The sequence below is a fragment of the Amycolatopsis sp. BJA-103 genome, assembly GCF_002849735.1.
Lineage (GTDB): Bacteria > Actinomycetota > Actinomycetes > Mycobacteriales > Pseudonocardiaceae > Amycolatopsis.
The window spans coordinates 3,205,665-3,230,703 of sequence record NZ_CP017780.1 but is presented as its reverse complement, the minus strand read 5'-3'; the positions used below and the strand labels follow the sequence as shown (position 1 = coordinate 3,230,703).

Genomic DNA, 25,039 nt, shown 5'->3' with positions numbered 1-25,039 from the left:
AAAGTGAAAGCGCGTGGATTTCCCCCGGCGATCACTCTAGACAACGAGCGTTCACTCGATCGGCGGAGGTAGGTTGCGGGTATGACCCAGGTTTCGTCGCCTGCCGAGGCGGCCACGAGGATCACTGGACGAGCCGTTGTCGAGCAGAGGGGTCTCTCGGGCGCCGTCACCGAAGTGGTGCTGGACAGCGGTGACACCGTGGTCGTCAAACGGGGCCACGCGCGGAACGCGACTTCCGCGGAGGCGGCGGGGCTGAGATGGCTGGGTGAAGCAGGTGCCGTCCGGGTGCCCGAGATCCGCGGGTTCGACGGCGAATGGCTGGTGACCGAACTGGTCGGTGGCGGCCGCCCGACGCACCACGCGGCGGAGCGGCTGGGGCGGGGACTGGCGGCGTTGCACGCGGCCGGTGCGCCCGCGTTCGGCGCGGCGCCGCCGGAGGGGCCTGTCGACGCGTGGATCGGCTTGGCCCCGATGGAGAACGCGCAGGGGGAGGACTGGCCGGAGTGGTACGCCGAGCATCGGGTGCTGCCGTATGTCCGCCGCGCTGTCGACGAGGGCACGCTGGACGCTGCCGAGGCCGTTGTCATCGAGCAGGCCTGTGCGCGCCTTCCGGAGGTGGCCGGACCGGCGGAACCTCCCGCCCGGCTGCACGGTGATCTGTGGAACGGCAACGTGCTGTGGGGTGCCGTCGAAGCCTCGATCATCGACCCCGCCGCGCACGGCGGCCATCGCGAGACCGATCTCGCCATGCTGCAGTTGTTCGGCTGCCCGCTGCTCGACCGCGTACTGGCCGCCTACCAGGAGGTCAACCCGCTCGCCGATGGCTGGACCGACCGGATCGGGGCGCACCAGCTGTTCCCGCTGCTCGTGCACACCGTCCTCTTCGGACGGTCCTACGCCGGGCAGGCGGTCGCTGCGGCGAGGGCGGCGGGCCGGTAGTTCACCGCGCGATGCGGTCGAGCCATTCGGCGAGCATCGCGTGCTCGGCCGGGGTCAGCGCGTCCCCAGGTTCTTTTTCCAGCGCGGCCTTGAGCGCGATCGCGCGGCTCGGGATGTCCGAAGCCTCGTCGGTGGTGTCAGTGGTGATGGTCGCGATGACGTGTTCGCGCGCGGCGGTGATCAGGCCCGGATCGCGCTGCTCCGGCGGGCTCGCGAGGAGCGAGAGGATCACGCCCATCCCGGTCGCGTGGACCAGTTGCGCGGCTTGTTCGACGGGTACGCGCAGCCTGCCCGCCTCGGCGATGCGTTCGACGATCAGGCGGAGCATCGCGTCCGCCTCTTGACGCGCTTCGCGGACGCGGGGCTCGCCGTACATGAGCATGTAGAAGGCTGGCTGGGACAGGCCGAATTCGACGTGCAGGTCCCAGCCGCGCCGAAGGTCGAGCACCGGGTCGTCGGTCTCGCCGAGGCCGTGCTTCTCGCATAGATAGCTCTGGAAGCCATACGTGGCGACAGCGTCGAGAAGGCCCTCCTTGTCGCCGAAGGTCCGGTAAAGGGTCGGCGCCTGCACTCCGGCGGCCGCGCTGACCGCGCGCGTCGACAACGCTTCGCGGCCGCCCTCCAGCAGAAGCTCCGCCGCCGCCCGGACCAACCGGTCTTTCGTCGTCAAGCTCATGTATCAACGATAACACCTGCCGGGTAGCGCTGGGTCGATATCGGTGATACGTTGAGATCGTTATCAACGGAAACACCTGATGGGAGCACCTCATGACACGCGTAGCGATCGTCACCGGCGGGTCGCGGGGAATCGGCAGGGAATCCGCCGAGCGACTGGCCACCGACGGATTCGCGGTCGTCGTCGTTTACGGCGGCAACAAGGACGAGGCGCAGGCCGCGGTCGACGCGATCGGTGCCAAGGGCGGTCAGGCGATCGCGGCGCAGGCCGACGTCGCCGACGAGCACGCCGTCGCGGCCGTGTTCGACACCGCGGAGAAGACCTTCGGCGGGATCGACGTCGTGGTCCACGCGGCCGGGACCATGTATCTCGCACCGGTGGCCGAACTGGATCTCGACCGGCTGGACCGGTTGCACCGCACCAACATCCGCGGCACCTTCGTGGTCGATCAGCAGGCCGCCCGCCGCGTCCGTGACGGCGGCGCGATCATCAACTTCTCCACGTCCGTGCTCGGCCTCGCCCTGCCGGGGTACGCCGCCTACGCCGCCACCAAGGGCGCGGTGGAGGCGATCACCCTGGTCCTCGCCCGCGAACTGCGCGGCCGCGACATCACCGTGAACGCGGTCGCCCCCGGCCCGACGGCCACGGCGCTGTTCCTCGACGGCAAGGACGAGGAAACCATCGCGAGCATGGCCGCGCAGCCGCCACTCGAACGCCTCGGCACCCCGTCCGACATCGCCGAAGTCGTCTCGTTCCTCGCCGGTCCGGCCCGCTGGGTCAACGGTCAGGTCCTCCGCGCCAACGGCGGCATCGTGTGAGGCTCCCTACGGCTGGTGTTCCCAATGTCGCATCTGAGACGCTCAGCGACTCAAATGCGACATTGGGAACGTGGTCGCCGTCCTCGTCACTCACTAGGCCCGCGGCTCCGTATCGTCGACCCCGAGCCCGCGAAGATCCGCCGACGTGAACACCGCGTCCGCCCGCTCCCCGAGAAGGATGCCGACCAGCGGTTCCATCGTGTCGACGTACGACTCCAGCAGTTGGTTTCGCAGGTCGAGGCTTCGTCCCATCGACTTGAGCACCGGCTCGTCCTGGCCTGCCCGCTCCAATACCTTGACGAGCAAGCCGCCTTCGAGAATGCCCGATGGCTGGATCGCCAGATGGTTCCGGGCCGCGCTGGTGAACATCATGAACAGGACCGAACCATCGGTCCTGTCGGAGACACCCTCGAAGGTCAGTTCGAGACCGAAGAGCGACTCCAGCCCCTTTAGCACCTGCTTCCGGTGAGTGTGCAGGGCGTCGGATTCGGCCTTGTCATCGATGAACCGGTCCGCGTAGTCCGGCTGAGCCTGGAGGTAGGCGAGAGCGAACGCGCGGCGGTCGTAGTTCTTGGTCACGGGGGAACAGTAGGGAACAGCAGGGCGGGCCCGCCACGGAATTAGCGAGCCCACCCCTTGAAGTCCTTTGTGGACGGAAAATCAGACGACGGTGCCTTCGGCGTCGTCGTCGGAGTCGGACTCCTCGATCTTCCACTTCAGCTGGAACTCGACCTCTTCTTCACCGTCACCGCGTTCGTGCTCGATCGAGAACTGCGCGCGGGCGGGGACGCGGAACCGTTCCCCGGCGATCTGGATGCGGAACGAGGTCTCGGACTCGAGCGCGTCGGCGAGGCGGCGCAGCTTGGCGACGACATCGGCGGTGGAGTAGACGCGTTCGACGTCTCGGGGAGCGGATCCGGTCACGGTTTCCTCCAGGGTCCGACACCCTGGCCGGGTGTCCGTGGCGTCATTCAATCGTGTGATCATCGCGCGCCGCAGCCGGGGTCACGGTGTCCGGGCGAGGCGGAAACCGACGTCGTCGACGCGGAACGTGGGGTGGCTGCGGCGCCGTACCCCGGCCCGGCAGCTCCAGTGTTCGTCGAACCAGCCGCCGCCTCGCAGGACCCGGTACTCGCCGTAGACGTCGGCGTCGTAGATGTCCCAGCACCATTCCCAGACATTGCCCAGCATGTCGTGCAGGCCCCACGCGTTGGGAGTCTTCCCGCCGACTTCGTGCACCGACTCCGCCGAGTTCTCGCGGTACCAGGCGATCTCGTCGAGCGGTCCGTATCGGGGACCGGTCGTACCGGCGCGGCAGGCGTGCTCCCATTCCGCTTCGGACGGGAGGCGGTAGCCGTTCGCCGACCGGTCCCACGACACTTCGGGGTCCAGCCGGTAGGCCGGGGTCAGCCCTTCGCGTTCGGACAGTGCGTTGCAGAACCGGAGGGCGTCCGGCCACGAAACCTCGACGAGGGGAAGCCTGCCGGCCTCACGGGTGACCGGAACCGGCGCGAGCAGGAAGGACGCGACGGCGACGGTCCAGCTCCGCTGCGTCCGCCGGTCGGAAAGCGTTGCCTCGCCCGCCGGCACGGTGATCATCTCCATGGTCCGGCCGATGGTACCCAGAGTGGCGGCGCCGGTGCGCCATGATGAGCGGGTGCCTCTGCTGATCGAGCCCGTCCTGCCTGCCGGTACGTTCCGGGCCGCCAAGCAGCCGTGCCTGGTCGTCGACGACAGGCTGGTGTTGCGACCCTGGTGCGCTGAAGACGCGGAGAGCGTCGAAGCCGCTTTCGCCTGTCCCGCCATCCAGCGTTGGCACGTCCGCCGCGTCGACGGCGAGGCCGAAGCACACGCCTGGATCGCGGGGTGGGAGCAGCGCTGGACGGACGAGACGGACGCGAGCTGGGCGGTGGTCGACGCCCGTGAAGACCGGCCGGTCGGGCAGGTCGGCCTCCGCACCGTCTCACTCTTCGAGGCGTCGGCGCAGTTGTCCTATTGGGTTCTCCCTTCCGCACGCGGCACCGGGATCGCGGGCGGCGCGGTGGCGGCGTTGACGCGGTGGGCGTTCGGCACCATCCGGCTGAACCGGTTGTCCCTCCTGCATTCCACCGCGAACAACGCTTCCTGCCGCGTCGCTGACAAGGCTGGATACGGCCTCGAAGGCACCCTGCGCTCTTCGATGTTGCACGCGGACGGGTGGCACGACGTCCACCTCCACGCGCGGCTCAGGGGCGACTCGGCACCTGTGCCCGCCGGATCAGCAGCAGCGGTATGACGGCGATCGCCGCGCTGATCCAGAGGGCGTGGCGATAGTCGTCCGTCGCTTCCGTGACGAAACCGGCGAGCACCGGTCCCAGGAACGCGCCCGCGTTGAGCGCGACCGTCGCGAACGAACCGCCCAGCGTCGGTGCCCCGGTCGCCACGTGCATGACGCGCGCCACCAGCGCCGACCCGCAGCCGAACGACAGTCCACCTTGGACGGTCGTCACGGTGAACAGGGCGATCGGGTGCGCTCCCGTCGCCGCCAGCACCGCCCAGCCCACCGGCAGGGCGCACAAAGCGAGGATCAGGCCGCGCCGGAGTTCACCGTCGCCTTTGCGGCCCGCCACGGTGACCCCGAGGAACGCGCCGACGCCGAAGGCCGCCAGCAGCGCGGAAATCGCCCCGGCGGGGAGGTGGGCGACATCCGTCGCGATGACCGCGAGGAACGCGAACGTCGCGAAGGTCGCGCCGTTGACCAGGGCCGCGAGGATCATCGCCTGCCGCACCGGAGGCGCTTTCAGATCGCGTGCTTCGCGCCTGATCGAGACTTCGGGCCTGTCCACCGCCTCGGTGGGTGTCGAACGGAACACCAGGACCAAGGCGGGCAGGCACAGCGCGGCGACCGCCCAGAACGCGGAGCGCCAGCCCGCGAGATCACCCAGGACGGCTCCGGCAGGCACACCGGCGACACACGACAGCGTGATCCCCGCCAGCAGGACCGCGGTCGCCCGCGCCTGCTTTCCCGCCGGTGCCAAGGCGACCGCGACGGGCATGGCGACGGCGAGGAACCCGGCGTTGGCGACCGCCGCGACGATCCGGGTGCCGAACAGCACCGGAAAACTCGTCGTCACCGCGCCGATGACGTGCACCACGACGAAGGCGGTCAGAAACCCGGCCAGTGCCCGGCGGCGCGGCCAGCGCGCGCTGAGCACGGCCATCGCGGGGGCTCCGACGATCATTCCGACCGCGTACGCCGAAGTCAGCGCGGCGGCGGCGCCCACCGGGACGGACAGGTCACCGGCGATTCCCGGCACGAGACCGGAAGCCATGAATTCGGAGGTGCCTTGCGCGAAGACGGCAAGGCCGAGGACATAGACGAACAGGGGCAACGGACGACTCCCAAGCAGAAAGTGAACAGGAGGAGCCGTGCGCGGGACAGGAGGAAAACCGACCGGGCGCACGGAAGAGCGCTCCGGTCACCGGGAAGCGAGGGGGGCGGCGTCTAACCGCCGGACACGACGACTCGCCGCCGGATGACCGGCGGCGGGATTCTGTCCGACTCGGGGCTCGTCACGAGTGCGCACATTACACAGGCGGTGGCGAACGGCCTAACGGGTATTGCCGGTCAGCGAAGAAAACGGTGTTCGTTCCGCGTACCGGAACGCTTTCGTTGCCCCCTTGAATAAAGCCGAGTAATGCGTTCTGACCTGCGGTTTTCGTGATTGTTTCGGTACTGGGAACCGATCCGGGATTCGGTTAACCTCGACTCCATGATTCCAACGGTCGTCTGGGGTACAGGCAACATCGGCCGTGCCTCCATCCGCGCCGTGGACGCGCATCCGGCGCTGGAACTCGCCGGTGTGCTCGTGCACGACCCCGCGAAGGTCGGCTGCGACGCGGCCGCGCTCGCCGGTGTCGACGGCGAATTCGGTGTGGCGGCTACCGATGACGTCGAAGCCGTGCTGGCGGCGGGCCCGCGGGCGGTGGTGTACGCGGCGTCCGGCGACATCCGGCCCGCCGACGCGCTGGCCGACATCGTCCGTGCGATCCGGGCGGGGGCGGTGGTCGTGACACCCGCGCTCTACCCGCTGTACGACCAGCGCAACGCGCCGGAGGAACTGCGGGAACCGGTGCTCACGGCGATCGCCGAGGGCGGCGGCTCACTGTTCGTCTCGGGCGTCGATCCGGGCTGGGGCAACGACATCCTGCCGTTGCTGATCAGCGGGCTCGGCACCACCGTGGAGGCGGTCCGCTGTCAGGAGATCTTCGACTACTCCACCTACGACCAGCCGGATTCCGTCCGCTACCTGGTCGGCATGGGGCAGCCGATGGACTACCAGCCGCCGATGCTGGCCCCGTCGGTTCCCACCATGGTGTGGGGCGGGCAGGTGCGGCTGATCGCCCGCGGCCTCGGTGTCGACCTGGACGAGATCCGCGAGACGCTCGACCGCCGTCCGCTCGAGGAAACCGTGACCACGCGGGCGATGGGCGAGTTCGAGGCGGGTACGCAGGGCGCCGTCCGGTTTGAAGTGCAGGGGATCGTGGACGGCGAGCCCCGCATCGTCATCGAGCACGTCACCCGCATCCACGCGTCGTGCGCGCCGGACTGGCCGAAGCCGCCCAGCGGCGACGGGGCGCACCGGGTGATCATCGAAGGCCGTCCCAGGATCGAGGTCTCGGTGGAGGCCACGGACGAGGGTGAGAACCGGTCCGCCGGCGGCAACGCGACCGCGGTCGGCAGGCTGGTCGGCGCCATCGACTGGCTCGTGGACGCCAAACCGGGTCTCTACGACGCACTCGACGTCCCGTTGCGACCGGCCATCGGCAAGCTTGGAAGGAGCGCGCGATGAACATCGACATTCCCGAGGGCAAGGACCCGATCGGCTACGTGTGGGGCGAGATGGTGCCCGGCATCGGTGTCGCGGCGTCGAACTTCTCACTCGCGGTCTACTCGCACACCACGCTGGGGCTCCGCGAGTTCGAGGCGGCGCGACTGCGGACCGCGCAGATCAACGGCTGTGTCTTCTGCCTGGACTGGCGGACCGAACGCGACGGAGTGAAGGTCGAAGAGGAGTTCGCCGACGCGGTGACCGAGTGGCGCACCACCGAGGCGTTCGACGAACGTACCCGGCTGGCCGCCGAGTACGCCGAACGCTACGCGCTCGATCACCACGGAATCGACGACGAATTCTGGAAGCGGATGGGCGAGCACTACAGTCAGGCGGAAATCGTCGAATTGAGCATGAGCATCGGTGCCTGGCTCGCCTTCGGACGGCTGAACCATGTGCTGGGAATCGACACCGTTTGCGTTCTGCCGAAGATTTGAGAGCTCAGAGGAAAACGCGAGCGATTTCCAGCCACTGCTGAGCATCCTCGCCTCGCGGTCAGCTGAGTGCCGAACCACGGAAACCCTTGGCCCAGGGGAATGTCGCGTAGCGCCTTCTCCAGCACGGCGCCGAACGACTCCGGGGTCCGGATCGCGATGAGCACGTTCACCTCGGCACCGAAAACGGGGCGGCGGGCGCCGCGCACGAGGCACCCGCCGCCCCGGACGGCGTCAGAGATCGGTGGCGAGGATCTTTTCGATGTTCCTCTCCGCCAGCGCGGTGATGGTGACGAACGGGTTCACCGAGGTATTACCCGGAATCAGCGCGCCGTCGATCACGTAAAGCCCCGGATAGCCGTTGAGCCTGCCGTAATTGTCGGTCGCCTTGCCCAGTACCGCGCCGCCGAGCGGGTGGTAGGTGAGATGGTCGCCCCAGATCTTGTACAGCCCGAAGAGGTCGGTCCGGTAGATCGTCCCCTCCTTGGAATTGATCTTGTCGAAGATGGTCTTCGCCATGTTGATCGACGGCTGTTTCCAGGCTGTCTGCCAGTCGAGGTCGACCTTGTTCGTACTCGCGTTCCACGAGAACGCCGCCCGGTTGGGGTTCTTGGTGATGGACAGGTAGAACGAGGCGTAGGTCTCGATTCCGGTCGGCAGCGGCGCGACCTCGGCGAACGCGCCGCCCGCGGCCCAGTTGTCGATGCCCGCGGTGGGGATGGACGACTGCAGCGCGCCCGTGGCGTCCCACATGTGGTTCGCCCGGCCGCACATGACGTTCCCGTTGTCGCCCCAGCCCTTGCCGACCTCGGTGCTGAGGTTGGGCAGTGCGCCGGTGGCCTTGAGCTTGACCAGCAGCTTGCTCGTGCCGACACTGCCCGCGGCGAAGAACACCTTGTCCGCGGTCACGGATTTCGTCGCGGTCACCGTGCCTGCCGTGTCGAGCTGCTCCATCACGACGGTGTACCCGCCGCCGGACGACGGCGTGACCGACGTGACGCGGTGCAGCGACGAGATCGTCACCCGTCCTGTCGCCTTGATCCGCGGGAGATAGGTCTGCTGCAACGACTTCTTGCCCGCGTTGTTGCCGTAGAGGATCTCCCCGGCCAGCGCGGACCTCGGCACCGTGCCCGCCTGCTCCTTCTTCATGTAGTCCCAGTCGTACACGTCCGGAACGAACAGGAACGGGAAACCCGATCGCTGCGCGTGTTTCCGGCCGACCCGCGCGTACTGGTAGCACTCGGCGGTTTCGAACCAGTTCTGGTCGATGGTGGCGACGCCGAGCCCCGTGTTGGCACGCGGGTAATAGACGCCGTACATCTCGTCGGCGTTGACCGTCGGCAGGACCGAAGCGAAGTTCTCGCGCTTCGGCGTGACGGCCATCCCGCCGTTGACCAGTGAACCGCCGCCGACACCGCGGCCCTGGTAGACGGTGATGCCGCTGAACTCTTCGGCGTCGAGGATACCGGTGTGGCGCGGGACGTCCTTGTCCAGCGGGAAGCCGAGGAAGTTGCTCAGCGGCTGCTTGGTCCGCGTCCGCAGCCAGAAGGACCGGTAGTCCGGGGTGGTGGTGTTGGCGAAGATCTTGCCGTCCGTGCCCGGGGTGTCCCACGCCTTGCCGAGCTCGACCAGGTGGACGTCGACGCCCGCTTCGGCGAGCCGGAGCGCGGCGACGCAGCCGCCGTATCCGGAACCGACGACGAGCGCCGGGATTCGCGCGGCGTCCGCGATCGAACTCTTCGCCGACGGCCTGTTCTCAGCGGAGGCGAAGGCGGTCCCACCCAGGGCTGTTGCCCCCAAGATAGAACCCGTTCCAGTAATAAAGACGCGGCGGGATAACTGCCCGGAAGCGCTGCTCCGCATGGTTTCGTCGCTCACGTGATCGTCCTCACCGTTGAGGGATTTAGAACAAGTTATACCTGTGGGACTGCCGGGAGGCAACGAAAGTGAAAGTTCTTTCGACTCGCTTGGGCCGGGCAGGCGGGCATCGCGCCGGTCGATGGGCCACTATGTACTGCTGTGGAGTCCACTCGAGTTGATCGCTGGCTGTGGGCCGTCCGGCTGACCAAGACGCGCCCCGATGCCGCCGCCGCGTGCCGCGGCGGCCATGTCCGCGTCAACGGCAAACCCGCCAAACCCGCGACGACGGTCGTGGCGGGCGACGAGGTGCGCGCCCGGGTCAACGACACCACGCGGATCTTGGAAGTGACGCGGGTGATCCAGAAACGGGTCGGTGCAGCCGACGCCGCGACCTGTTTCATCGACCGGACGCCCGCGCCGCCGCCCGAGTCCGCCGTGCCGGTCGCGCGGCGGGAGCGGGGCGCGGGACGCCCGACCAAACGGGAACGCCGGGTGCTCGACCGTTTCCGTACCGGTGAGAACTGAGCGGTTCAGTCCGAACCGGCCTCGGCCGGGAACGAATGGTGCTCGTGCGCGACGAGCCAGCGGCCGGACTCCTTGCGCAGCCCGAAGGTCAGCCGCAGCCGGTTCGCCGGGTTCCGCTCGAAATCCTCGGCCGTGCCGCAGCGCAGCAGGGCGTGCGCGAACGCGACCTCCTCGCCCGCGGTGACGTCGAGCGAGACGATCTCGAACGACGCGCCCGTCGCCTGCCAGATGAAGAAGGACGGCCAGGTTTCGCGGTAGGCGTCGATGCCGAGAACGCCTTCGTAGGGCGGCGGGACGTCGAACATCACGATGTCGCCGGTGTGCCCGGCGAGAACGGCGTCGAGATCGCCGGCGTGCACGGCCTTGGCCCAGTCCTCGATGAGGGTGCGGATCCGGCTTTCGTCGGTACTCATGAAGTGCTCCTCTGATGGGGTTCGACTTGATAACCCCGCGAGGCCCGGAAACTCATCGTGTTCACATACATGGATGTTGTTCACATCCGTTGACGAGTGACAGGGACGTGAACTATAAAGACGGAGTCCGGGTGTACACGCCGCAACACCTTCCGTCAGTCCGTCACGGAGGTTTCGGGTGTCCCGAAAAAGTCCTCTTCGTCGTGCCGTCCTCCCGGCGGTCGCCGCCGTGGTCGCCACCGCCGCACTCCTGCAGGTACCGCCCGACGTGGCGGACGCGGCGCCGGGGCCCGGCGCGCTGACCGGCCTCGATGTCGGCGCGGCCAACCGCCGCGCGCCGGTCGCGGGACTCTACGACTGGTCCAAGGCCGGGTACCGGGGCGGCGCCACGCTGCCCGGCTCCGGTGAAGTGAATCCGAACGCCGCCTGCCAGGTCACCGCCGCGGAACTGGCGGCCCAGTACAACGTCGAACCCGACGACGGCGCCGACGACACGAACGGGATCCAGGCGGCGATCGACGGGATCAAGAGCGCGTGCTCGCCGTCGGGGAGCTACACCAAGCTGAGCACGATCACCTTCCCGGCAGGCCGGTTCGACGTCACGCACGAGATCCACGTCGACGCCGACTACCTGATCCTGCGCGGCGCGGGCAAGGACGCGACGAAGTTCGTCTACCGGCCCGACGCGAACACCCGGTACGACACCCTCACCCCGGACGGTTCCGACTGGGACGAGGACGGGATGACCTCGGGCGCGGGCAAGGGCGGCTGGCTCTGGCCGGGGCGCGGGCTGTTCCGTGTCCAGTCCAGGGGAGTGCACTCGTCCTACGCGAGCGACCACACCTCGGCGCCCGCCAACCGCAAGGACATCTTCGAAGGGACGATCAACGTCCACTGGAAGGCCGGGGTGAAGCTGCGCGGCAAACCGGGTGACACCGCGTTCGCCGCGCGGACGGGGGACCGTGTCGTCCACCTGGCGAGCAGCGGCGCCCTGACCTCGCTCGCCGCCGGGAGTCTGGTGAACATCCGCGCGGCCAACTCGCAGAAGTTCTACGAGCAGCAGCAGGCGACGCCGACCACGTTCCCGTTGCTGAACATGCACATGCGCCAGCAGATCTTCACCATCGCGGCGCTCGACACGTCCGCGCGCACCATCACCCTCGACAAACCGCTCGAGTACGACGTCCCGGTGAACTCCACTTCGGACGGTTCGGCCCCGATCGACGGCGCCACCTACGACTCGAAGGCGGCGCCGCTGGTCGATCCGGTGCTCGGCGTCGGATTCGAGAATCTCGGCTTCACGCAGGACATGCCCGGCCTGAACCCGGCCGAGGCGAACAACAACTACGGGAACATGGCGCCCGCCGCCGAGATGCACGGGATCGTGTTCAAGTGGGCGGCGAACTCCTGGGTCCGCGGCATCCGCGCCGACCTGACCGGATCGCATCCGATCGTCACCGAGGAGGCCAAGAACCTCCAGATCGTCGACAACGAACTCAACGGCTCGTGGAACAAGGGCAAGGGCGGCAACGGCTACTTCCGCGGCTCCCGGGTCTGGGACTCGCTCTACGCCGGGAACACCTCCACCCTGTTGCGGCACTTCACCTTCCAGTGGTCCGCCTCGGGCAACGTGGTGATCGGCAACTCGTTCGACTCCGACCTGAACCTGCACGGCGGCTGGGAACGCAACAACCTCTTCGAGCTCAACACGGTCAAGGTCCCCTACGCGCACCGCTCCGGGAACTGCCGGGCCAACTGCGGTGAAGAGGGCGGCGGCGGTCCCGACGACTCGAACTGGTTCCCGATCTGGTGGGGCGCGGGCAAGAAGGCCGTCAAATGGTCGGGTGCCACCGGCCCTCGCAACGTGTTCTTCAACAACGCCATGACCAAACAGCTCACGGACAACGGCCCGTATAACGACTTCTACGCCGACCGCCATCGCGTGTACGCCTTCGGGTGGGACGGCACCGCGTACAAGCACCTCGACGTCGGAGGCACGCCGATCGCCGACTGGGCGAAGAACGAGCAGCGGGACTACACCGGAGGACACGGGGTCGACGCGACCAAGACCGACGCCGCGCCGTCGCTGTTCCTGAAGTCCGTCGACGGGACTCCGCCGTCCTCGTCGACAGGCCAGACCTCGACGCCGACCACGCCGATCACACCGACCTCGACGACGCCGACCACCACGACCAGCTCGAATCCCGGCGGTTGCCTGACGGCGGCGTTCGCCCGTAAGTCGGTGTGGGACAGCGGCTACGGGGCCGGTTTCACCATCACCAACAGCTGTTCGGCGGCGGTAGGTTCGTGGGCGGTCGAGTTCGACCTGCCCGCGGGGACGACGGTCAGCAGTTCCTGGAGTTCGGTGCTGACCAAGACCGGCCAGCACCACCGGTTCGGGAACGCGTCGCACAACGGAAGCGTCAAACCCGGCGGCACGGCGACGTTCGGCTTCAACGCCGCCGGTCAGGCACTCCCGGTCGCGTGTTCGATCGCCGGAACGAAATGCGGAGGCACGGAATGACGAGGAAACGACTGCTCGCCGCGATCGCGGCCACGGCGTCGGTGGCGGGCCTGTTCGGCGCCGTCGTCTCCGCCGAGGCCGCCGCGCCCAGCCTGTCCGCCGTGTTCGCCCAGAGTTCGGCCTGGGACAGCGGATACGGCGGGAAGTACACACTGACCAACGCCGGGGACGCGAACAGTACACAGTGGACGATCGAGTTCGATCTGCCCGCCGGGACGGCGATCACCGCGTCGTGGAGTTCGGTGCTGACCAGGACCGGGCAGCACTACAAGGTCACCAACGCCGGCTTCAACGGCACGATCAAACCCGGCGGGACGGCGAGCTTCGGCTTCAACACCGCCGGACTGGGCCTGCCGACCGGATGCACGGTCAACGGCAGCCCGTGCGGGGGAGGGGCGCCGACCACCACCACGCCGCCGAGCACGACGACCACCACGAGCAAACCACCGACCACCACGACGACCGTGCCCGCGGGCGATGTCGTCGACGTCGACACGGCGGCGGAGCTGCAGGCCGCTCTGGCGGCCGCGAGCCCTGGTCAGACCATCCGGCTTGCCGCCGGAACCTACCGGGGTTCCTTCATGGCCACGAAACCCGGGACGGCCGGTGCGCCGATCACGGTGACCGGGCCGTCGACGGCGGTCCTGATCAACGACGGCCCCTCGGGTGAGGCACCTTCCTGCCCGGCGCCGACGGCGGGCTGGGACTCCGGGTACGGATTCTGGCTCTACGGTGCGCCGTACTGGCACCTCCAGGGTTTCACCGTGCAGGAGTCGAAGAAGGGCATCGTCGCCGACAACTCGCACCACACCGTGATCGACGGGGTACGGGTGCACCGGATCGACGAAGAGGCCGTCCACTTCCGGCGTTCGTCGGCCGACAGCGTCATCCGTGACTCGACGATCAGCCACACCGGCCTCGTGCAGGCGGGCTACGGCGAGGGCGTCTACCTCGGCTCGGCGAACTCGAACTGGGCGTGCCACGGCAACTCCGGCGGAGTCGACCGCAGCGACCGGATCCAGGTGCTCGGCAACCACATCGGACCGTACGTCGCCGCGGAGGGCATCGACGTCAAGGAAGGCACCGAAGGCGGCGTCATCCGGGGCAACACCTTCGACGGCCAAGGGATCTCCGGGCAGAACTCGGCCGATTCCTGGGTCGACGTCAAGGGATTCGGTTACGTCATCGAGGACAACACCGGCACCTTCGCCGCACCGGGGACGTTCGTGAACGGCTACGAGACGCACAACCCCGGCACCACCCCGTCCTTCCCCAACGGCTGCGGGAACGTCTGGCGGGGCAACAAGTCCGATCTCGGCGGCGTGGGCCAGTACGCCATCAAGATCACGTCGACTTCGAAGTGCCCGGAACGGCCCAACGTCGTCCACGCGTCCAACACCGTGTCCAGGGCGGTGAACGGGCTGACCAACATCCCCGTCACGCCTTGACGGACGCCGGTGGCGGGAGCGGCGCGGCTCCCGCCACCGGCGCGTCAGTCCCGGACCGCGGTGATCGTGACGGTGGCGTAGCGGGTGGTGAACCGGCCGCCCAGCCGGTCGATCGCCTCGCCGACTTCGGCGAGGATCTGTTGCTGCGCACCGGGTTCGACCCAGGTGAGCGAGCCGAACGTCGGGAGCTGGTCCAGCCATTCGTCGCGGGTGTGGACCCGATCCCAGTCGTGGCGGATTCGCTCCGGTTCGCGGAAGCCGCCTGCTTCGTGCAGGCCGTCGGCGACCTTCGCGATGAGCGGCCCATACGGGTCCGCGGGCTGTTTCGGCACACTCTTGAGGTCGATCGGGGCATCGGGGACGAACCGGCGGTACGCGTCCGCGAGGGCGTCCGTGACCTCTTCCGGTGGTTCGGGCACGTGCCAGAACGCGGCCCAGACCCCGCCCGGCCGGAGGGCTTCGGCGGCCTTGGCGGCGCCTGCCACCGGGTCGACCCAGTGCCAGGCCTGCCCGGAGACGAGCAGGTCGAACCGGCGTCCGGCGGGTTCCCAGGCCTCGAACTTCGCGACCTCGACGTCGATCCCGCTCCGGCGGGCGAATTCGGCCATCCGCGGGTCCGGTTCGATGCCCAGCACGTGACAGCCCGCCGCCTGGAACTGGCGCGCTTCGATTCCGGTGCCGACGCCGACGTCGAGGGTTTCGAGGCCGGGAGCGGCCGCGACGAGGTGGTCGATGAGTTCCGGGGGATAGGCGGGCCTGGTCCGGTCGTAGCGTTCGGCGTCCACGCCGAAGGATTCCGCGGCCTGCCGATGACGGTGAGGCTCCTGCCCCGACGGTAGAGTGGGCATGCGCCCACCTTAAGTGGGCACTTGCCCACTCGTCAACGCGAAGGAGCCGTATGCCGACCGGGGTGGCCCTGCGCGCCGTGCGCGCGCAGTTGTTCGACGCCGCTGAACGCGTTCTGCTGCGAGACGGGCCGAGCGGTCTCACCAGCCGCGCGGTGACCACCGAGGCGGACTGCGCGAAAGGCGTGCTGCACCGGCACTTCGACGACTTCGACGCGTTCCTCGCCGAGTTCGTGCTGGACCGGGTCGAGAAGCTGGACGAAGAGAGCCTTCACCAGGCCGTCGGTACCGGAACGGTCGTCGACAACCTCGCGGAGGCACTCACGGCGGTGTTCGAATCGGTCGCGGTCGCGATCGTCCCGCTCGTGATCTTCCGCGACGAACTCCGTGCCCGGTTGCGCCGCGAGTGGCCGGCCGGGGTCCCGGTGCTGACGCAGGCGGCCGTGATGATCGCCGGTTATCTCAAGGCGGAACGCGAAGCGGGCAGGATCGCCGAGGACGCCGACGTCGACACGCTCGCGGCGACGCTCATCGGCGCGACGCATCTGCTGTTCGCCGATCGCACGGGTGCCAGGCCGGAGGCGGCCCAGGTCCGGAAGACCGTGGCCGCCGTCGTCGGCTCCGGGGTCAGGCCTGCGCGGCGGTGACCGTGTGCCGCAGCAGCAGCGAAGTGGTGACCGGGCCGACGCCGCCGGGGACCGGCGTGATCGAGCCCGCGATCCCCTCGACCGCGGCCTGATCGACGTCGCCGACGAGCCCGCCTTCGGGCGTCGGGTTGGTGCCGACGTCGATCACCACGGCGCCGGGCTTGACGTGGTCCGCGCCGACGAAGTGCGCGCGGCCGACGGCCACGACCAGGACGTCCGCGGTCCTGGTGACCGCCGCGAGGTCCTTGGTGCGGGAGTGGCAGACGGTCACGGTCGCGTTCTCGCCGAGCAGCAGGAGCGCGGCGGGCTTGCCGACGACGGTCGAGCGGCCCACGACGGCGACCTGAGCGCCGGACAGGGCGACCTGCTCACGCTTCAGGATCTCCAGCACCGCGGCGGCGGTCGCGGGAGCGTAGGTCGGGAGGCCCGCGGTGAGGCGGCCGAGGCTGACCGGGTTGGCGCCGTCGACGTCCTTGGCGGGGTCGATGTGCGCGCCGACGTGGTCGAGCGTCACGCCCTCGGGCAGCGGGGTCTGGCAGATGATGCCGTGCACCGAGGGGTCCGCGGACAGCTTGTCGAGTTCGCGGGTGACGTCCTCGCCGGTCGGCTTCTCGAGCTGGACCACCCGGCAGTCGACGCCGACCTTCTTCGCGGCGCGCTCGATCGAGCGCACGTACCAGGCGGTGGCGTCATCATCGGTCGGCACGAGCACGGCCAGCGTCGGAGCGGTGCCCGACTCGCGCAGCTTGGCGGCGGTCTCGGTGACCTCGGCGGTGATGGCGGCGGCGATCGCGCGCCCGTCGATCAGCGTCATCGGGCGATCCTCTCGCGGACGGCGGCGACGAGCGCGTCGGCGCGCCCGGCGGCGGGGGTGTGCTCGGCGAGCCGGGCTTCGGTCTCCTTGCGCAGCTGCTCGTCGGACATCGACGCGAGGTTGACCTCGACGTTGACCACGGCCGACTCGAGCGCGGACTTGGCGGAGGAGGCGGCGACCGCGATGTCGGAGATGACGTTGGTGTTGGCGCCTTCGAGGATCGAGGCGGCGACATCGACGACCTCGGCGGCGAGGGCGGCCGTCCGCAGCGGGACGTCGGCCGCGCCGACCAGGGCGGCCTGGATGGCGGCGCTGCGGGCCTGCTTCTCCTCGTCGGTCGCCTTGGGGAGCTTGTAGGCGGCGACCACGGCGTCGAACGCGGCGGCGTCGTCGGCGGCGAGGCCGAGCGCGCGGGCGCGGAGGTCTTCGGCCTTGGCGAGGGCCTCGGTCATCGTCGCCTCGTGCTCGGCGTACTTCGGCTTGCCGATGGTCAGGTTGCACACCATGGAGACCAGGGCGGCACCCACGGCGGCGTTCATCGCGGCCGCCGCGCCACCACCGGGCGTCGAGGCCTTCGAAGCCAGCTCGTCGAGCCACTGACCGACCGGTTGAGCCTCCACGCGATGTTCCCTTCCCGCTGATTTCGCCGTCGCGCCGAAGCCTACCCGGGCGTTCGCGGACGGCCCGAAGGCCACCTTTCGCCGATGATCAACGTCGGCGGAGGTGGCCTTCGGGCAGCGGGGTCACGCGCGCTGGTACTCCTCCCAGGTGACCTTCGGCGAGACGGCGGGGCCGTCGTCGGAACCGCGGCCCGCGAGGCCGTTGTAGCCGAGGTAGTAGTCACCGGCCTGGTGCTGCGCGCCGGACGACAGGTCCGGATCGGACAGTGCGATCGCGTGGATGTGATAGGCGAAACCCTGAGCAGGGGTCCGGACCCAAGCCGCGAAGCCCACCTGACGCAGCTTCTTCGCGACGTCGGTCCGCGTGGCCGAAGACATGCCCTCGACGCCGATGTCGAGCGCGCCGCCGCCGTCGTGCGTACCGGCCGAAGCGCCGACACCGCCGGGGTTGTACGAGCCCTGCGTGATGGTGAGCTGCCTGCCGAGCAGGCCCTCCGCCTTCACCAGCATCGCCTTGGTCCGGGTGTTCATGGTCTTGCCGTGGTAGGTCAGGCGGCTCCCCGCCGAGACCGTCGCGGTCACCGTGTACCGGCCGTCGCCGAGCTTCTCGAGCGACGTCTTGCCCGGCAGGCCGGAGGCGTCGATTCCCGTGTACCCCAGCGACTTCTGGTAGCTGGAGTACGCGGTGATCGTCGACGTGCCGAAGTGGCCGTCGACGTACTGCTGGTCGAGCAATCCCTTGGCCGCCAGCGCCTGCTCCACCAGGAGCACGCTGTCCTTGGCCCCGGGGGTCAAGGCGCTGTCGGCCCGGCGCGGGTCGATCTGCGCGGCCTTGAGCACCGCTTCCATGCTGGCCGCGGGCACCGCGGCCGCGGCCGGTTCGGCACTGGCCGGTGCGGCCACGCCGAACGAGAGCGCGGTCGCGGTCGCGAGCACGGCTACCTTGGTCAACACTTGCTGCCTCCTGAACGAACTCGCCCGTTGTCCGGTCAGCATGAGCAGCGCGAATACAAGGGCCGTACAAACGGACCCGCCGTTGTCGCCCGGTCGGGTGTCACTCCGGCGAAATCGGAAGTGACCTGATAAGACTTCCGGTGGACGCCGAAAGGTTGAGACCCACATGGTGCTTCGGACTTCGCCACCCTCAAGGGCTCATCTCAGACTGCTCGCGGAGGCGGACGCGGCACCTCCGGCCCGGCGCCGGGACTTGTACGGGGAGATCGAAGACCGGCGGCTGGCCGCGATCCTCGCCGCCGAAGACGTGGCCGAGGAACACGGGCTGAGCGCGCACGTCCGGACCACTTGCTACGTCCACCGCTCCTGGGTGCATCGCTGCGTCTCCGATCCGATGCACGTCCTGGTCGTCACCGGGCACCGATGGTGCCGCCGGTGCGATCGCACGATCGACGTCGAGGTCGACGAGACCTTCCCGGGATCGGTCGAACTCTTTTGCGACGGATGCGGCGTCCCGCCGGACACGGTCGCGAGCCGCGAGGTGCTCCGAGCCTGCCAAGCCAGCCTGAGCGCCATGCACGGCGGGGAAGCGTCGACGCTGTACGTCGTCCCGGACCGCTGACAGGCACCCGATCGCGCCACCCGAGGACGCCGAACGGCCGTACGCCTGGCCTCCGGTGGGAGCAGTCAGTGGTTTGGACCACCACTGTTACCGAAGCGTGATCTGGACATATCGCACGGACGGCTACTTTGTTGTGGCGCGCAACGAATTGCTTCGCCCGTGGATTTCCAACGCCGGAGGTGTCACGACGTGAACCGGATCTTTGTGCAGCCCAAACGGCGGAAAGGGGTTCGGGGCGTGCTCGCCCTCGGCCTCTCCGCACTCCTGATCGCCACTGGTCTGGGCGGCGCCACCGCCGCGGCCGCCGACTACAGCCAGAGTGCCGCGTCCTTGAACGCGACCCAGGCACAGTTCTCCTTCACCCCGGCGACGACCGCGCGGTACGTCGACATCCACTACACCGGTGTTCCGGGAGTGGGGCAGCAGAACGTCCGCATGACCGACAACGGGGGGACCTGGCGGCACACCGTCGGTTCGCTCGCCGCCGGCACCGTGCTCGACTACTGGTTCACCTACGAGAAGAACGGGCCGCAGTACGACACCCCGCACTTCGGCTACACCCACGGCGGCAGCGGCACGACCGTCGCCTCGCCGACGTTCGACCCGCCGGGCGGCAGCTATCCGAGCGCCCGCTCGGTGACGTTGTCGACCGCGACCGCGGGCGCGACCATCCGGTACACGGTGGACGGCTCCACGCCGACCGCGTCGTCCACTCAGTACACCGGGCCGATCACGGTCTCCGCGTCCTCCACGGTTTCCGCGATCGCACTCAAATCCGGCTCGACGACCTCCCCGGTCGCCTCGGCGAGCTACACGATCGGATCGACGCAGGCGACCTGTCCCGCCCAGGCCGAGGTCCCGGACTTCGGCCCGAACGTGCGGATCTTCGACCCGGCGATGTCGGCGTCGTCCATCCAGGCCAAGCTCGACGCGGACTTCAACGCGCAGAAGGACACCCTGACGGCGCAGTTCACCGAACGCCGGTACGCGCATCTGTTCAAGCCCGGTGTGTACAACGGCATCCACGACGATGTCGGCTACTACACCTCTGTCGCGGGTCTCGGGCAGAACCCGGGCGACGTCGTCATCAACGGTGACGTGACCGTCGACGCCTTCAACGAGTCGGACAAGGGTGTGGCGCTGCAGAACTTCTGGCGCTCGGCGGAAAACCTCGCCGTCGTGCCGAGCAGTGGCGCGACCCGCTGGGCCGTCGCGCAGGCCGCGCCGTTCCGCCGGATGGACATCCGCGGCGGGCTGAACCTCTTCCCGGCCAGCTACGGCTTCGCCAGCGGCGGGTACACCGCCGACACCAAGGTCTCCGGCAAGACCGCGTCGATCTCGCAGCAGCAGTGGTACACCCGCGACAGCAGCTACGGCAGCTGGGAAGGCGGCGTCTGGAACATGGTGTTCTCCGGGACGAACGGCGCCCCGGCGAACACCTTCCCGAACCCGCCGGAGACCACGCTCGGCACCACGCCGGTGTCCCGCGACGTCCCGTATCTCTACCTCGACAGTTCGGGCAAGTACCGTGTGTTCCAGCCTTCCTTGCGTACCAACGCTTCCGGGCCGAGCTGGGCCAACGGCGGCACCCAGGGCAGTTCGCTGCCGATGAGCCAGTTCTACGTCGTTAAGGCGGGGGACACGGCTTCGTCGATCAACAACGCCCTTTCCCAAGGCTGCAACCTGTTCTTCACACCGGGCGTTTACCACCTCAACCAGACGCTGAACGTGACCAAAGCCAACACCGTCGTCCTCGGGGTCGGGTATCCGACGCTCGTGCCGGACAACGGGGTGGACGCGATGAAGGTCGCCGATGTGGACGGAGTCCGGCTCAAGGGCCTGCTGTTCGACGCCGGCACGACCAACTCGCAGTCGTTGCTGACCGTCGGCCCGGCGGGCTCGACGGCGAACCACTCGGCCAACCCGACGACCCTGCAGGACGTGTTCTTCCGGATCGGCGGTCAGATCGCGGGGAAGGCGACGAACAGCCTGATCGTCAACAGTCGTGACACGATCATCGACCACATCTGGGCCTGGCGGGCCGACCACGGCAACGCGGGCACCTATGGCTGGCCGATCAACACCGGCGACACCGGGGTGGTCGTGAACGGGGACAACGTGCTGGCGACCGGTCTGTTCGTCGAGCATTACCAGAAGTACCAGGTGATCTGGAACGGCCAGAACGGCCGGACGATCTTCTTCCAGAACGAAATCCCTTACGACGTCCCGGATCAGGCCGGATGGAAGAGTCCCAACGGGCTCAACGGGTACGCCGCCTACAAGGTGGGGGACAACGTGACCACGCATGAAGCGTGGGGACTGGGCAGCTACTGCTTCTTCAACGACAACCCGTCGGTGAACCTGTACCACGCGTTCGAGGTGCCGAATCGCTCCGGCGTCCGGTTCCACAACCTGGTGACGGTTTCGCTGAACTACAAGGGGACCATCACCCACGTGATCAACGACGCGGGGGCGGTGACCCCGCCGGGGACCACGCCGAGCAACCTGGTCAGCTACCCGTGACGTCCCAGAGCTGAAGGGGACTTTCCCCGCATCTCACGCAGCGAAGGGCGCTTTCCCCGCATGGCACGCGGGGAAAGCGCCCTTCAGCTCCTTCTGTATAACGCCCTATACCGCCCGGCGACGGTCAGGAGCAGTTGGCGACCTCACCGATGCTTTCCGGAGAAAAGACGCAGGTAGCGCCATCGGCGCCACCGTCGACCTCGCCTTCTTCGTCGTTGCTGGGTGCCTGCCTGCCGGTGTCGCTGTTGCGGCCGCCGGTCAACGTGATCGTGTCCAGGCCAGGGCCGCCGAGTACCTTTCCGGCCAGTTCCGGATCGGCGACATCGTTGCCGTTGGCCTCACCGGTCGCGGTGTCGCACGTCTCGAGCCGAGGTTCACCGCCGGTCAGGGTGATCTTGTCGCCGCCTTCGCCGCCGTCGACGGTGCCGCTGTTGGCCGCGTCGCCGCATTTGGTGTTCCCGCTGCGCCCACCCTGCAGGACGATGGTGTCGTCGCCCGCGTCACCGGTGACGATCCCGGTGCCGGCGTTGGCGATGTTGACGTTGTCGGTGGCGTTGCCGCCGTAGAGGGTGAGAGCGTCGTTCCCGGCGCCGCCGTGGATCTCGCCGTCGTTGCCGTGCGCGCCGAAGTCGTACCCTTCCCTGCCGAGGGTGATCGTGTCGTCGCCGTCGTCCCCGTTGACGATGCCGAGATTCGCCGCGCGGGTGTCGACAATGGACGAGAACGTGTCGTTGCCCGCTCCGAGGTTGATGGTGTCCGGGGGACCGTCGTTCTGAGCGGGGTAGACACCGCCGAAGAAGACGTCGTCGTCGCCGTCCCCGGCGTAGACGATGACGGACTCCTCGCCGTCGTTCAGGTCGGTGACGTGGCACTTGATGACGTCGTTGGCGGGCGTGCCCTCGATGTCGAAGTGATCACCCTTGTCGATGCCCCGGGTCGGAGTGCCGTTGACGGTGCACACGGGCTCCTGCTCGACGGTCGCGGACGCGGCCGGTGCGGACGCCACACCGAGCACGACGACGGCGCACGCGGTCAGGATCAGAGATCTGCGCATGGAATTCCCCTCTCGACGGAAATTCCAGCCTGCTATGAAACTTCTCGCGTTCGGCGTTTCTCACTCCTCTGTGTATCACCCCGTCGGGTTCGCATTGTTAGGCTCGGAGCCATGAGCAGCAGTGAAGCGCCCGCCGTCGTCGATGACCTGCGGGAACTCTTCCGTTCCGGTGTCACCAAACCAGTGGCCTGGCGGCGAACGCAGCTCACGGGGTTGCGCACGCTCCTGTCCGAGCAGGAGGACGTCTTCCTCAAGGCGCTTTACGCCGACCTTCGCAAAAACGCCGCCGAGGCCAAGCGCGCGGAGATCGCGCTCGTGCGCAACGAGATCGACCACACGCTGGAGAACCTCGACTCCTGGTTGAATCCGGAGCCCGCCGACATTCCCCGGCCGCTGCGGCCGGGGAATGCTCGCGTCGTCCGCGAACCGCTCGGGGTCGCGCTGATCATCGGGCCGTGGAACTATCCGCTGCAACTGGTGCTGGCGCCGCTGGTCGGAGCACTGGCGGCGGGCAACTGCGCGGTCGTGAAGCCGAGCGAGCTGTCGCCGAACACCTCCGCCGCGATTGCCGAACATCTGCCTAAGTACGTCGAGGGCGTCCGCGTCGTCGAAGGAGCGATTCCGGAGACGACCGCGCTGCTGGAGCAGAAGTTCGACACCATCTTCTACACCGGGAACGGGACCGTCGGCCGGATCGTCATGACCGCGGCGGCGAAACACCTCACGCCGGTCACACTCGAACTGGGCGGGAAGAGCCCGGTGATCGTCGAGCCGGGCGCGGATCTCGCCGTGACCGCGCTGCGCCTCGCCTACGGCAAGTTCGCCAACGCGGGCCAGACCTGCGTCGCTCCCGACTACGTCCTCGCGATCGGCGACACCGGTCCGAAACTGGCGGAGCACCTGGCCAAGACCGTCGAGAGGATGTTCGGCGAGGACCCGGCCACCAGTGACTCCTACGGCCGGATCATCTCGACCCGGCACTACGACCGGCTCGCCGCCTTGCTGGACAACGGAACCGCGGTCGTCGGCGGCCAGTCCGACCGCGACGAGAAGTACATCGCGCCCACCGTGCTCACCGGCGTCTCCCCGGACGCCCCGGTGATGCTGGACGAGATCTTCGGCCCGATCCTGCCGATCATCGAGGTGCCCGACGTCGACGCGGCACTGGCGTTCGTCAACGAACGCGACAAGCCGCTGGCGTTGTACGCCTTCACCGAGTCGGACGAAACGAAGCGCAGGATCGAGACGGAGACGTCGTCGGGTGGCCTGGTGTTCGGCGCGGCGATCATCCATCTCGCGGCACCCGAGCTGCCGTTCGGCGGAGTGGGGGAGAGCGGGATGGGGCGCTATCACGGCCGCTACTCGATCGACAACTTCAGCCACGTGAAGGCGGTGCTGGACAAGCCGCTCGCCTGAGTCCTCGTGAGTGGTAGGGACGCGTGAAGGCGTCGGCCGCAGGGTAGGCGTTGCGAAAGCCACGTTCACAACCTTCAACGTTGCGAACGTGGCTTTCGCAACGCCGTCGTCCCGGCGGAGCGGATCTGGACTGGCCGCCGCGAGCCGACCGCACTCTGACTGTCCACTCGGGACGCTTCAAGCGACTAGATGCCCGACTGATGACCACATGTGCGTTTGCGGCGGGGGTCGTGAGTGGCAAAGAGGGTTATTGAGGGGAAGGTCGAACGTGTCGTGTTCGGGCGGGATGGGCGCTCACGCGAGATCCGGCTCTGATCACGCGAGTCACGCCCTCGCTCACCTTGGGTTCAGCCACAACGCCACCTTTGCCCTACCCTTCAATAGAACCCGCATTGTCACTCACGGCCCCCATCGCAAAGTGCGCCAAGCGCCGAAATCGGACATCTATATCGTGACAAGTGTCCCTTAAGGACAGTCAAGGAGTTCCGCGACACAGTCACCGCACCTTCAAGTACTTCAGGCGACGAGGGTTCCGAGCCGTGGTGAGTCCTCGTGAGTGGTAAAGACGGTTCTAACCGTCCTTGCCCCTTACGAGGCGGAACGCCGCACCGGCGGAGGCGGGACCGTCTTCGCCAGCACGATGTCCGCGAGCCGGATGGTCGCGAGACCTCGTTTGGTCTCCACGGTGCATTCCGCGTCGTCACGGGAGCGCAGGTAGCCGAGAGCGTCGGTGAAACCGCCTTCGATCCGGTACCGCACGACGACCCTCGTGCCGACCGGGACGTCCGGAAGGGTCATCGGTTCAGGTGCGCGGTGAGCTCGTCGTCGCTCGGTTCCACCAGGTGGGTGCCGTCCGGCCAGACGATGGTCGGGATGCGCCGCTCACCGTTCTGCAGTCCGCGCACGGTCTCCTCGGCGCCGGCATCCGCCTCGACATCGAGGTAGTCGTACTCGACACCCTTGGCGTCGAGCAGGGCGCGGCTGCGTTTGACGTCGGGGCACCAGCCGGCGCCGTACACGGTGAGGTCGCTCATGG

26 protein-coding genes are annotated in these 25,039 nt (G+C 68.3%); 12 read left to right on the top strand and 14 right to left on the bottom strand.

The annotated features are described in order from the left end of the window. Nucleotides 1-81 precede the first annotated feature (81 nt). Nucleotides 82-939: a fructosamine kinase family protein gene (locus BKN51_RS13985; protein WP_101608060.1), complete on the top strand. Its 858-nt coding sequence runs from the start codon at nt 82-84 to the stop codon at nt 937-939. Between the two features lies 1 nt (nt 940). On the opposite strand, the gene BKN51_RS13980 is transcribed toward BKN51_RS13985, so the two are convergent. Then, nucleotides 941-1,615 (bottom strand): TetR/AcrR family transcriptional regulator, encoded by a 675-nt coding sequence (locus tag BKN51_RS13980; RefSeq protein ID WP_101608059.1) that lies wholly within the window; start codon nt 1,613-1,615, stop codon nt 941-943. Nucleotides 1,616-1,707: 92 nt separating this feature from the next. Here BKN51_RS13980 and BKN51_RS13975 point away from each other — a divergent pair, with 92 nt between their 5' ends. After that, nucleotides 1,708-2,433: an SDR family oxidoreductase gene (locus BKN51_RS13975; RefSeq protein WP_101608058.1), complete on the top strand. Its 726-nt coding sequence runs from the start codon at nt 1,708-1,710 to the stop codon at nt 2,431-2,433. 93 nt (nt 2,434-2,526) lie between these two features. Here BKN51_RS13975 and BKN51_RS13970 read toward each other — a convergent pair whose 3' ends face one another. The 3 genes from BKN51_RS13970 to BKN51_RS13960 all read right to left on the bottom strand — a co-directional run bounded on the left by BKN51_RS13970 (nt 2,527) and on the right by BKN51_RS13960 (nt 4,038). Next, nucleotides 2,527-3,012 carry a hypothetical protein gene (locus tag BKN51_RS13970; RefSeq protein ID WP_101608057.1) on the bottom strand — a complete coding sequence of 162 codons (486 nt, stop codon included), beginning with the start codon at nt 3,010-3,012 and terminating at the stop codon, nt 2,527-2,529. Between the two features lie 81 nt (nt 3,013-3,093). Beyond that, nucleotides 3,094-3,357 carry an amphi-Trp domain-containing protein gene (locus BKN51_RS13965; protein ID WP_101608056.1) on the bottom strand — a complete coding sequence of 88 codons (264 nt, stop codon included), beginning with the start codon at nt 3,355-3,357 and terminating at the stop codon, nt 3,094-3,096. A gap of 81 nt (nt 3,358-3,438) precedes the next feature. Beyond that, complete coding sequence (locus tag BKN51_RS13960) at nt 3,439-4,038, bottom strand: formylglycine-generating enzyme family protein (protein WP_101608055.1); 600 nt, start codon at nt 4,036-4,038, stop codon at nt 3,439-3,441. A gap of 52 nt (nt 4,039-4,090) precedes the next feature. On the opposite strand from BKN51_RS13960, the gene BKN51_RS13955 reads away from it, so the two are divergent. Further along, the gene (locus BKN51_RS13955) at nt 4,091-4,708 is read left to right on the top strand and encodes a GNAT family N-acetyltransferase (RefSeq protein WP_101608054.1); all 618 of its coding nucleotides are present in this window, start codon (nt 4,091-4,093) and stop codon (nt 4,706-4,708) included. Here the strand turns inward: BKN51_RS13955 and BKN51_RS13950 are convergent. After that, complete coding sequence (locus BKN51_RS13950; RefSeq protein ID WP_101608053.1) at nt 4,659-5,804, bottom strand: Cmx/CmrA family chloramphenicol efflux MFS transporter; 1,146 nt, start codon at nt 5,802-5,804, stop codon at nt 4,659-4,661. The two genes, BKN51_RS13955 and BKN51_RS13950, sit on opposite strands and share 50 nt — an antisense overlap. A 381-nt stretch (nt 5,805-6,185) precedes the next feature. Here BKN51_RS13950 and BKN51_RS13945 point away from each other — a divergent pair, with 381 nt between their 5' ends. Beyond that, nucleotides 6,186-7,265, top strand: a complete 1,080-nt coding sequence (locus BKN51_RS13945; protein WP_101608052.1) for an NAD(P)H-dependent amine dehydrogenase family protein — start codon at nt 6,186-6,188, stop codon at nt 7,263-7,265. Beyond that, entirely contained in the window at nt 7,262-7,741 is a 480-nt protein-coding gene (locus BKN51_RS13940; protein WP_101608051.1) for a carboxymuconolactone decarboxylase family protein, read from the top strand. Before BKN51_RS13945 ends, BKN51_RS13940 begins: the two co-directional genes overlap by 4 nt. A 231-nt stretch (nt 7,742-7,972) precedes the next feature. Here the strand turns inward: BKN51_RS13940 and BKN51_RS13930 are convergent, their stop codons facing one another. Continuing rightward, on the bottom strand, nt 7,973-9,538 hold the full coding sequence (locus BKN51_RS13930; RefSeq protein WP_101608050.1) for a GMC oxidoreductase: 1,566 nt from the start codon (nt 9,536-9,538) through the stop codon (nt 7,973-7,975). 219 nt (nt 9,539-9,757) lie between these two features. On the opposite strand from BKN51_RS13930, the gene BKN51_RS13925 reads away from it, so the two are divergent. Continuing rightward, entirely contained in the window at nt 9,758-10,123 is a 366-nt protein-coding gene (locus BKN51_RS13925) for an RNA-binding S4 domain-containing protein (RefSeq protein WP_101608049.1), read from the top strand. A 5-nt stretch (nt 10,124-10,128) separates the two neighbouring features. Here BKN51_RS13925 and BKN51_RS13920 read toward each other — a convergent pair whose 3' ends face one another. After that, on the bottom strand, nt 10,129-10,536 hold the full coding sequence (locus BKN51_RS13920; protein WP_101608048.1) for a nuclear transport factor 2 family protein: 408 nt from the start codon (nt 10,534-10,536) through the stop codon (nt 10,129-10,131). Between the two features lie 178 nt (nt 10,537-10,714). Here BKN51_RS13920 and BKN51_RS13915 point away from each other — a divergent pair, with 178 nt between their 5' ends. Together BKN51_RS13915 and BKN51_RS13910 are read left to right on the top strand one after the other, a co-directional pair. Further along, complete coding sequence (locus tag BKN51_RS13915; RefSeq protein WP_233223162.1) at nt 10,715-13,060, top strand: cellulose binding domain-containing protein; 2,346 nt, start codon at nt 10,715-10,717, stop codon at nt 13,058-13,060. Continuing rightward, complete coding sequence (locus tag BKN51_RS13910; protein ID WP_101608046.1) at nt 13,057-14,508, top strand: cellulose binding domain-containing protein; 1,452 nt, start codon at nt 13,057-13,059, stop codon at nt 14,506-14,508. Before BKN51_RS13915 ends, BKN51_RS13910 begins: the two co-directional genes overlap by 4 nt. Before the next feature lie 44 nt (nt 14,509-14,552). Here BKN51_RS13910 and BKN51_RS13905 read toward each other — a convergent pair whose 3' ends face one another. Next, nucleotides 14,553-15,293, bottom strand: coding sequence for a class I SAM-dependent methyltransferase (locus BKN51_RS13905; RefSeq protein WP_101608045.1), 741 nt, complete (start codon nt 15,291-15,293; stop codon nt 14,553-14,555). A 113-nt stretch (nt 15,294-15,406) separates the two neighbouring features. Between BKN51_RS13905 and BKN51_RS13900 the strand changes: the two genes are divergently transcribed. After that, a complete protein-coding gene (locus BKN51_RS13900; protein ID WP_101608044.1) occupies nt 15,407-16,000 on the top strand; it encodes a TetR/AcrR family transcriptional regulator in 594 nt (197 codons plus the stop codon). Here BKN51_RS13900 and BKN51_RS13895 read toward each other — a convergent pair. The 3 genes from BKN51_RS13895 to BKN51_RS13885 all read right to left on the bottom strand — a co-directional run bounded on the left by BKN51_RS13895 (nt 15,981) and on the right by BKN51_RS13885 (nt 18,388). Then, the gene (locus tag BKN51_RS13895; protein WP_101608043.1) at nt 15,981-16,814 is read right to left on the bottom strand and encodes a bifunctional 5,10-methylenetetrahydrofolate dehydrogenase/5,10-methenyltetrahydrofolate cyclohydrolase; all 834 of its coding nucleotides are present in this window, start codon (nt 16,812-16,814) and stop codon (nt 15,981-15,983) included. The genes BKN51_RS13900 and BKN51_RS13895 overlap by 20 nt on opposite strands. Next, complete coding sequence (locus BKN51_RS13890; protein WP_101608042.1) at nt 16,811-17,434, bottom strand: cyclodeaminase/cyclohydrolase family protein; 624 nt, start codon at nt 17,432-17,434, stop codon at nt 16,811-16,813. The genes BKN51_RS13895 and BKN51_RS13890 overlap by 4 nt, the downstream gene beginning before the upstream one ends. A 123-nt stretch (nt 17,435-17,557) precedes the next feature. Next, nucleotides 17,558-18,388: a peptidoglycan-binding protein gene (locus BKN51_RS13885; RefSeq protein ID WP_101608041.1), complete on the bottom strand. Its 831-nt coding sequence runs from the start codon at nt 18,386-18,388 to the stop codon at nt 17,558-17,560. 166 nt (nt 18,389-18,554) lie between these two features. Here BKN51_RS13885 and BKN51_RS13880 point away from each other — a divergent pair, with 166 nt between their 5' ends. Both BKN51_RS13880 and BKN51_RS13875 read left to right on the top strand, forming a co-directional pair. Beyond that, nucleotides 18,555-19,010, top strand: a complete 456-nt coding sequence (locus BKN51_RS13880; RefSeq protein WP_101608040.1) for a hypothetical protein — start codon at nt 18,555-18,557, stop codon at nt 19,008-19,010. A 189-nt stretch (nt 19,011-19,199) separates the two neighbouring features. Further along, the gene (locus BKN51_RS13875) at nt 19,200-21,533 is read left to right on the top strand and encodes a chitobiase/beta-hexosaminidase C-terminal domain-containing protein (RefSeq protein WP_101608039.1); all 2,334 of its coding nucleotides are present in this window, start codon (nt 19,200-19,202) and stop codon (nt 21,531-21,533) included. A 124-nt stretch (nt 21,534-21,657) separates the two neighbouring features. On the opposite strand, the gene BKN51_RS13870 is transcribed toward BKN51_RS13875, so the two are convergent. Next, nucleotides 21,658-22,587, bottom strand: coding sequence for a hypothetical protein (locus tag BKN51_RS13870; RefSeq protein WP_101608038.1), 930 nt, complete (start codon nt 22,585-22,587; stop codon nt 21,658-21,660). On the opposite strand from BKN51_RS13870, the gene BKN51_RS13865 reads away from it, so the two are divergent. Then, a complete protein-coding gene (locus tag BKN51_RS13865) occupies nt 22,501-24,003 on the top strand; it encodes an aldehyde dehydrogenase family protein (RefSeq protein ID WP_257791131.1) in 1,503 nt (500 codons plus the stop codon). The genes BKN51_RS13870 and BKN51_RS13865 overlap by 87 nt on opposite strands. 588 nt (nt 24,004-24,591) lie before the next feature. Here BKN51_RS13865 and BKN51_RS13860 read toward each other — a convergent pair. Both BKN51_RS13860 and BKN51_RS13855 read right to left on the bottom strand, forming a co-directional pair. Continuing rightward, nucleotides 24,592-24,801, bottom strand: a complete 210-nt coding sequence (locus BKN51_RS13860) for a putative acetyltransferase (protein ID WP_101608036.1) — start codon at nt 24,799-24,801, stop codon at nt 24,592-24,594. Further along, complete coding sequence (locus tag BKN51_RS13855; RefSeq protein WP_101608035.1) at nt 24,798-25,037, bottom strand: glutaredoxin family protein; 240 nt, start codon at nt 25,035-25,037, stop codon at nt 24,798-24,800. Before BKN51_RS13855 ends, BKN51_RS13860 begins: the two co-directional genes overlap by 4 nt. Nucleotides 25,038-25,039 lie beyond the last annotated feature (2 nt).